This is a genomic window from Hydrogenophaga sp., assembly GCF_051007235.1.
Taxonomy (GTDB): domain Bacteria; phylum Pseudomonadota; class Gammaproteobacteria; order Burkholderiales; family Burkholderiaceae_C; genus Hydrogenophaga.
The window spans coordinates 1-7,925 of record NZ_JBPCSJ010000229.1 but is presented as its reverse complement, the minus strand read 5'-3'; the positions used below and the strand labels follow the sequence as shown (position 1 = coordinate 7,925).

At 70.0% G+C, this 7,925-nt stretch carries 7 protein-coding genes; 5 read left to right on the top strand and 2 right to left on the bottom strand.

The features are described from left to right. The 3 genes from ACR2JA_RS08355 to ACR2JA_RS08345 all read left to right on the top strand — a co-directional run. Positions 1–1,389: ABC transporter permease (locus ACR2JA_RS08355; RefSeq protein ID WP_434008634.1), on the top strand; the 1,389-nt coding region annotated here is incomplete at its 5' end. A 121-nt stretch (positions 1,390–1,510) separates the two neighbouring features. Then, on the top strand, positions 1,511–3,208 hold the full coding sequence (locus ACR2JA_RS08350; RefSeq protein WP_434008633.1) for a hypothetical protein: 1,698 nt from the start codon (positions 1,511–1,513) through the stop codon (positions 3,206–3,208). Positions 3,209–3,373: 165 nt separating this feature from the next. After that, a complete protein-coding gene (locus tag ACR2JA_RS08345) occupies positions 3,374–5,710 on the top strand; it encodes a methyl-accepting chemotaxis protein (protein WP_434008632.1) in 2,337 nt (778 codons plus the stop codon). Between the two features lie 117 nt (positions 5,711–5,827). Here the strand turns inward: ACR2JA_RS08345 and ACR2JA_RS08340 are convergent, their stop codons facing one another. Next, complete coding sequence (locus tag ACR2JA_RS08340; protein WP_434008631.1) at positions 5,828–6,346, bottom strand: DsrE family protein; 519 nt, start codon at positions 6,344–6,346, stop codon at positions 5,828–5,830. Positions 6,347–6,425: 79 nt separating this feature from the next. Next, the gene (locus tag ACR2JA_RS08335) at positions 6,426–6,896 is read right to left on the bottom strand and encodes a MarR family winged helix-turn-helix transcriptional regulator (protein ID WP_434008630.1); all 471 of its coding nucleotides are present in this window, start codon (positions 6,894–6,896) and stop codon (positions 6,426–6,428) included. 67 nt (positions 6,897–6,963) lie between these two features. On the opposite strand from ACR2JA_RS08335, the gene ACR2JA_RS08330 reads away from it, so the two are divergent. Then, the gene (locus ACR2JA_RS08330) at positions 6,964–7,461 is read left to right on the top strand and encodes a DUF2798 domain-containing protein (protein WP_434008629.1); all 498 of its coding nucleotides are present in this window, start codon (positions 6,964–6,966) and stop codon (positions 7,459–7,461) included. Beyond that, positions 7,458–7,925: siderophore-interacting protein (locus ACR2JA_RS08325; protein ID WP_434008628.1), on the top strand; the 468-nt coding region annotated here is incomplete at its 3' end. The genes ACR2JA_RS08330 and ACR2JA_RS08325, both read left to right, overlap by 4 nt.

Sequence of the window (7,925 nt, the reverse complement as noted above, 5' to 3'; positions counted from 1 at the left end):
AGTGCGGTGACGCTGTTCCAGTTCCCCGGTCGGCGGCATTTTGAATGGGCGCTGCTGCTGCCCCTGGCCATGCCGGCCTATGTGGTGGCCTACGCCTACACCGATTTCCTGCAGTTCAGCGGCCCGCTGCAGGTCTGGCTGCGCGAGACCTTCGAGCTGCGCGGCCGCGTGTTCCCCGAGGTGCGCAACACGCCCGGCGCGGTCTGGGTGTTCACCTTTTCGCTCTACCCCTACGTCTACCTGCTGGCCCGCACCGCGTTGGCCGAACGCGCCGCGCAGCTGATGGAAGCCGCCCGGCTGCTGGGCGCGCCGCTCTCGCGCCGCATCCGCGAGGTGGCGCTGCCACTGGCCCGCCCGGCGGTGGCCGCGGGCGTGGCGCTGGCGCTGATGGAGACCCTGGCCGACTTCGGCGTGGCCAGCTACTTCGGCATCCAGACCTTCACCGCCGGCGTCTACAAGGCCTGGCTGGTGATGGACAACCGCCTGGCCGCTGCCCAGCTGGCCACGGTGCTGCTGGTCACCGTGGGCCTGCTGCTGTGGGCCGAGCACCGGGCGCAGCGCCGCATGCGCTTTGCCGCGCTGCGCGGCCAGCGCGCCGGCAGTGCCGAGGCGCAGCCGGTGCCGCTGCACGGTGCCCGCGCGGGGCTGGCGGTGCTGGTCTGCGCGCTGCCCATCGTGTTCGGCTTCGTGCTGCCGGTGCTGTTCATGCTGCGGCCGCTGATCGGCGGCTGGGACGAACTGCCCTGGGGCATGTTCGTGCAGTGGTCGAAGAACAGCGTCTGGCTGGCCGGGCTGTCGGCCGCGCTGGCCACGGCGCTGGCGCTGGCGCTGGCCTTTGCGCTGCGCGCCCGGCCGGGGCCGCTGACGCGTGGCGTGGTGCAGCTGGCCGGCCTGGGTTATGCGGTGCCGGGCGCGGTGGTCGTGGTCGGCCTGCTGCTGCCGGTGGGCTGGTTGCAGGCGGTGCAGCCCGACACCAGCGTCGGCTACTGGGTCACGGCCACGGTGCTGGGCATCGTCTGGGCCTACCTGGTGCGCTTCACCGCGGTGGCGCTGCAGTCGGTGCAAAGCGGTTACGCCCGCGTGCCCGCCAGCCTGGACGATTCGGCCCGCATGCTGGGCACCACCGGGCTGGGCCTGGCCTGGCGGGTGCACGCCCCCTTGCTCAAGCGGTCCACTGCGGCGGCCGCGCTGCTGGTGTTTGTGGACGTGATGAAGGAACTGCCCGCCACCCTGGTGCTGCGCCCCTTCAACAGCGACACCCTGGCCGTGGTGGCCTACCAGCTCGCGCGCGACGAGCGCCTGGGCGAGGCCGCGCTGCCCGCGCTCACCCTGGTGCTGGTGGGCCTGTTGCCGGTCATCCTGCTCAGCCGCACCCTGCGCCAGCGCTGAGGCGCGCTTCACCCGCAAAATTGTGCGGATTTAAGACCGGCGCAATCCGCGCTCAGTAGCATGGCAGGCGCACCCGTGGCGAGCGTCCCTGCTCGGTCGGGTCTGCGGAGCGCCCTGTCCGATGACCCTCTTCACGCTTTCCACCGCATCCCGTCCCCGTCCGACCACCGGTTCCGCGCGACCGCGCAGGCCCTGGTGGCGCCACCACCTGTGCGGCCTGCTGCTGCCCTGGCTGCTGTGGAGCGGTCCGGTGCGCGCCCAGGACGCGCCGCCGCCCGGTTTCGACGAACTCGAACGCGCGGGGGCCACGATCGGCGAGATCCGGATCGCGCCGCAGGACATTTTTGACCTGAGCGACCCCAAAGAAGACAAGCTGCTGTTCCGGCTGGCCAATGCCCTGCACATCCAGACCCGGCCCGAGGTCATCCGGCGCGCCCTGCTGTTCAAGACCGGTGACCCGGTGTCGGTGCGCGTCATCGAAGAAACCGAGCGCCTGCTGCGCAGCAACCGCTACCTCTACGACGTGCGCTTGCGACCGCTGGCGGTCCGTGACGGGGTGGTGGACGTCGAGGTGGTCACGCGCGACACCTGGTCGCTCAACGCCGGCGCGAGCGTGGGCCGATCGGGCGGCCAGAACTCCAGCAGCGCCAAGATCGAGGAATACAACCTGCTGGGCACCGGGGCGGCCATCAGCCTCGGCCGGTCGAGCAACGTGGACCGGTCCGGCACGGAGTTCGGGTTGTCGATGGACCGGGTGCTGGGCAGTCGGGCGTCGCTGGGCCTGAGCCATGCCCGCAACAGCGACGGTCAGCGCTCTGCCGTGTCGGTGGTGCGACCGTTCTATGCCCTCGATGCGCGCTGGACCGCGGGCTTCACCGCGTCAAAGGACGACCGGATCGACGCCGTGTACGACGCCGGCGTGGTGTCCAGCCAGTACCGGCACCGCCAGACCCTGGGCGAGGTGTTTGCGGGCTGGTCGCCCGGTCTGGTGGACGGCTGGGTGCACCGCTACACCGTCGGCCTCAACCGCGTCGAGGACACCTACGCCGCCGAGCCCGGCCTGGTGGCACCGGCCACCTTGCCCGGCTCGCTGAAGCAGGTCGGTCCGTTTGTGCGCTACGAGCTGCTGGAAGACCGCTACGACCGGGCCCAGAACCGCAACCTGGTCGGGCGGCCGGAGTTCTTTTCGCTCGGGCTGAACGCCTCGGTGCAGCTGGGCTGGGCGTCCACCGGACTCGGGTCGTCGCGCGACGCGCTGCTCTATTCGGCCAGCCTGAGCCGCGGCTTCGAACCGGCCGCGGACCACCTCCTGACCGCGGCGGCCACCCTGAGCGGGACCGAAGGGCGCCGCGGCGACCGGTCGTGGTGGCTCGGGCTGTCGACCCGGTACTACCGGCCGCTGAGCCCGCACTGGCTGTTCTACGCGTCGGCCGCGGGCGACTGGGCATCCGCGGACAGCGTGCAGGACCCCTTGCTGCTGGGCGGCGACAACGGGCTGCGCGGCTACCCCTTGCGCTTCCAGAGCGGCACGCGCCGCGTGCTGTTGACGGCCGAACAACGCTTCTACACCGACTGGTATCCCTGGCGCCTGTTCCGGGTCGGGGGCGCCGCGTTCGTGGACGCGGGACGGGCCTGGGGCGGCCTCGCGGCCAACACCGGACATGACGGCTGGCTGAGCGACGTCGGCTTCGGGTTGCGCATCGTCAGCGTGCGCGCAGCCTTCAGCAACGTGCTGCACATCGACCTGGCGTTCCCCCTGAACAGCAACGGATCGGTGAAGAAGGCCCAGCTCCTGGTGAAGAGCAAGAACAGTTTCTGAAACTGCTGCTGGCACAGGCGAAGCCGCCGATGCGGCGCCCATCCGCTTGACGCGAATCAAAAAGATGTAAAGAGAAGCACGAACTCCGCCCGGTTTGCGGTGCTTTTCCACTAAATCCCTGCGCGCGGGCTGCCGATACTCCCATGACAACAGTGTGGAGTGTTCATGAAAAGCAAAGGTTTGCGGGTGGTGAACTGGGGTCTGTGGTCGCCGGCCGCGGGCGTGATGCGCAAGCTGCGCTTTCCCGGCAAGATGGCGCTGATTTCGGTGGCCTTCATGGTGCCGCTGGTGTGGTTGCTGACGGGTTTTCTGGCCAGTTCGCTGGACGACATGGGCGTCACCGAGCAGGAGCGCCAGGGGGTGGGCTTCAACCAGGCGGTGTACCGTGTGCTCGAAGCGTCCGACCAGTGGCGTTTTGTGGCGCGCTCCCAGGCCTACGGGGACACGGGGCTGGACGCTGCAGCGGCGCGCAAGGACTTTGAGGAGCGCCTGGCCGAGGTGCGCCGGCTCAGCCAGCCCGTGATGACCGACTGGTCCCTGGAACCCCTGTGGACCCGCATCGATCAGGACCTGGCCGCCGTGCCCGGCACGGGCGGAGCGACACCCGCCAGTGTCTACGACGCCATGACGCGGCTCTCGCGCAGCGTGGGCGCGCTGCTGCCGCAGGCGGTGGACCGGTCCGGCCTGGCCCTGGACCCGGAGCTGTCGTCCTACTACCTCATGAGTGCTGTGCTGATGCGCGGTCCGGAGATCATCCGGGCCACGGCCGAGCTGCGTGGTCTGGCCGGTGGCGCCCTGCGCGCCGGGCGCATAGAGCCCGCCGATCTGGTGCGCATGGCCGATCTGCGTTCGGTCATCACGCACGAGATGGCCAAAGCCAAGGACGACCTGGGCAAGGTCCAGGCGGCGGAGCCCGACATCGCCCGAGGACTCCTGCTGGAGGCGCCGGCCGCCACGTCGGCGTTCATGCAGCAGATCGACTCCCTGTTCCCGCCCGGTGCCGTGGCGGTGCAGGGCGATGCCAAGTCCCTGGTCGCTCTGGCCAACCAGACCCTGGCCGTGCAGTACCGTCAGGTGCAGACCAACCTGGGCGTGCTGGAGCAGTTGCTGGACCGCCGCGAGGCGCAACTGCAGACCCAGCTGTGGGCCCGGCTGGCCGTCACCACCGCGAGCCTGCTGCTGGCCCTGTTCCTGGCCATGGGCTTCTACCGCTCCATGTTCGGCGGCTTCAAGGCCCTGCGCCGGCACCTCATGGCCATCAGCATGGGCGACCTGCGGGCCAACATCGACAGCAAGGGGCGCGACGAAATCAGCGACCTGCTGCGCGAGGTGGGCTACATGCAGGCCTCGCTGCGGGAAACCGTGCGCGCGGTGCAGGGCGCCAGCGACTCGGTGGTCACCGCCAGCATGGAGATCGCCGCGGGCACGCGCGACCTGTCGTCGCGCACCGAAGCTGCTGCCGCTGCGCTGGAAGAGTCGTCCGCCGCGCTGGAGCAGACCACCTCGTCGGTGGAACACACCGCCGCGTCGGCCCGCCAGGCCTCGGACATCGCGGTCGAGAACGCCCGCGTGGCCGAACGGGGTGGCACCGTCATGCAGGACGTGGTCCAGACCATGGAGCGCATCCAGACCTCGTCGCGCAAGATCAACGACATCATCGGCGTGATCGACGGCATCGCGTTCCAGACCAACATCCTGGCGCTCAACGCCGCGGTGGAGGCCGCCCGCGCGGGTGAACAGGGCCGGGGCTTTGCCGTGGTGGCCGGCGAGGTGCGCACGCTGGCCCAGCGCAGCGCCGAGGCGGCCAAGGAAATCCGCGCGCTCATCGTCTCCAGCGTCAGCAACGTGGACGGCGGCATGCAGGTGGTGCGCCACGCGGGCGAGGCCATGCTGGAGATCGTCAGCCACGCCGACCAGGTGCGCCAGCTGCTCGATGAGGTGGCCGGCGGCGCCAAGGAGCAGAGCATGGGCATCGGCCAGATCGGCCAGGCGGTGCAGGATCTGGACCGCAACACCCAGGCCAACGCCGCGCTGGTGGATCAGACCGCGGTGGCCGCCGCTTCGCAACGCACGGCGGCCGTGCGCATGGCTGCGCAGGTGGACGAGTTCCGTCTGCCCGGTGCCGGCGCCGGCCCCAAGACGCTGGTGGAAGGGGTGGACGTGGACGTCTACATCGACGCGCACCGCCAGTGGAAGGTCAAGCTGCGCGACGCCATCGAGAACCGCGAAAAAGTGGACGCGGCCACCCTGGTGCGCGACGACTGCTGCGCGCTGGGCAAGTGGATCTACGGCGATGGTCAGCGCCTGGCCGGCCGCGAGACCTTCACCGGATTGGTTGAGCGGCACAAACGATTCCACCAGGTGGCCGGCGGTGTGGCCGAAAAAATCAACCAGCGCCAGTACCGCGACGCCGAGGAGGCCCTGGCCCCGGGGACGCTCTTCTCGCAGGCCACCAGCGAAGTGGTGCTGGCCCTCTCGTCGGCCAAGCGGCTGGGGTTCTGACCACGCGACCCGTGTAGCGGCAGAGCGTGGGGGTGAACGGCCGCAGCGAAGGGCCGCCCCGAGCAAGGTCAGCCCCCTCGGGGGGCAGCGACCCGCGTCAGCGGCGGAGCGTGGGGGCTACCGTATGTCTTCGATGGACAAACGCTTGTCCGTCACCAGCGGCGTGATCAGCCCGTAGCCCTGGTTCTGCCAGTGCACCAGCTCGGTCATGGCCGAAGGTGTCACCTCCACGAACGGCTGCAGCTCGGCCGGGGTGTAGCCAAAGTCCTTGAGCGCCAGCCCGCAGACCTTGAACTTCACGCCGTGGTCGGCATAAAAGCGCATGCGCTGAACGACGTCCTCGTACTGCGCCTCGTTTTTGCGCGCCACCGTCACCAGCTCGGTGCCGTGCAGCACCACCACCACGCTCATGTCCTCGTTGAAGAGGCTGTAAGGCGCTTCCAGCAGCGGGTTCACGAAGGAGCGCAGCCAGTACAGCGCTGCGCCCATCTTGGCCGGGTGGTCCAGGTAGATGTCGAACAGTGCCTTGGGATGTTTGTACGGTGTCTGCACCACCGTGGCCTGTGCCAGCGTCGCCAACGGGGCGGCGGCCAGGCCCAGGGTCAGCAGCAGGGCGGGCAGGGTGGCGTTTTTCATGGTGGTTCCTGGCGGGGAGGACTCGGTCGGGATCGGGGGCTGTGGGGCGTGGCGTGTGGTCCGTCCAGCGGCGCGGCTGTCAGCCCTCGTCCTGTTCGGGCAGGAACCGGTCCAGCCGCTCGCGCAGCGTGCCCAGCTGCGCCGTCAGGTCGGCGAGTTCGGTCGCGTTCAGGTGGCCGAACAGCCAGCGCGCGACCTCGGCTTCGGCCTGCTCGAAGCGCGCCACCGCCGCCACCCCGGCCGCGGTGGGCAACAGGTGGTGGCTGCGCCGGTCCTCGGGGTTGTCCTGCCGGCTCAGCAGACCCAGTTCCAGCAGTTCGCGGATCAGCCGGGCCACCTGGCCCTTGTCGCGCCCCGTGCGCTGGGCCAGCCCCTGCTGCGTGATGCCGGGGTGCCGCTGACACAGCTGCAGCATGCGCAGCAGCATGGGGGCCACGGCGGGCTCGGTCTCGGTGTGCAGCTGGTGGCGCAGGGCTTTCTTGACCCCGCCGAACAGCGTCATCAGGTGGGTCAGCGCGGCCAGCTGGCGCGGTGTGGGGCGTGTGCTCATGTTCTTTTGGTTGATATAGTCAACCAGTTCTGTTATCTTATTGACATTGTCAACCAAATACCGATCCATGAAAACCGCTGTTGTGCTGTCTCCCGCGCCGGTGCGTCCGGCCCTCGCGTCCCTTTCCCGCATCCGCTGGCGCCGGCTGCTGCCCCTGGTCACCGTCATGCCGGCCATCGCGCTGGTGCTCAGTGGCCTGATCACCCGGCTCAACCTCGGGGGCGGCCCCGGCTTCCTGGCCCGCTGGATGCAGGCCTTTGCCACCGCACTGCCGGTCATGCCGCTGGGCATGCTCACCCTGGTGGGGCTGGACCGTGTGCTCGGCCCGCGCCTGGCCACCTGGCCGCGTGTGCCCGCCACGGTGCTGCTGGCGGTGTGCACCGCGGGGGTCATGGAACTGCTGCTGTCCTGCGTGGTCACGCTCAGCAACCACGGCCTGGGTGCCGGCTTCCCCGCGCAGTGGGCGGCGGCGTTCGTGCGTTCCCTGCCAGCGGGCTTTGCCATCGGGCTGCTGATGGGCTTTGTCATCAAGCCGCGCCTGGCGCGCTCGATGGCCGCGGCATGAGCGCAGCCCAGCCCATGGCCAGCCGCGTCCAGCGCGTGCGCCACGAACTCAAGCGCCGCGCGCTGCGGGTGGTGTGTGCAGAGAGCCTCAGTCCTCTGGTGCGCCGCGTCACCTTCGGTGGGGACGATCTGGCCGACTTCGTCAGCCTGTCGTTCGACGACCACGACAAGCTCTTCGTGCCGGCCACCGACGGGGACGACCCGGTGGCGCGCGACTACACGCCGCGGCGCTTCGACCCCGTGGCGCGTGAACTGAGCATCGACTTCTGCCTGCACGGCGACGGCCCGGCGGCCCGCTGGGCCCAGCAGGCGCAGCCCGGGCAGACGGTGACGATCGGCGGGCCGCGCGGCTCGTTCGTCGTGCCGCACGACCTGGACTGGCACCTGCTGGTGGGCGATGCGAGTGCGCTGCCGGCCGTGGCGCGGCGGCTGGAGGAACTGCCCGCTCACGCCACGGTGTTCGCC

Bases quoted from the DNA above. Each gene is read 5' to 3' on its own strand.
- ACR2JA_RS08345 (WP_434008632.1), top strand. From the start codon at position 3,374: ATGAAAAGCAAAGGTTTGCGGGTGGTGAACTGGGGTCTGTGGTCGCCG.
- ACR2JA_RS08330 (WP_434008629.1), top strand. From the start codon at position 6,964: ATGAAAACCGCTGTTGTGCTGTCTCCCGCGCCGGTGCGTCCGGCCCTC.
- ACR2JA_RS08335 (WP_434008630.1), bottom strand. From the start codon at position 6,896: ATGAGCACACGCCCCACACCGCGCCAGCTGGCCGCGCTGACCCACCTG.
- ACR2JA_RS08350 (WP_434008633.1), top strand. From the start codon at position 1,511: ATGACCCTCTTCACGCTTTCCACCGCATCCCGTCCCCGTCCGACCACC.
- ACR2JA_RS08340 (WP_434008631.1), bottom strand. From the start codon at position 6,346: ATGAAAAACGCCACCCTGCCCGCCCTGCTGCTGACCCTGGGCCTGGCC.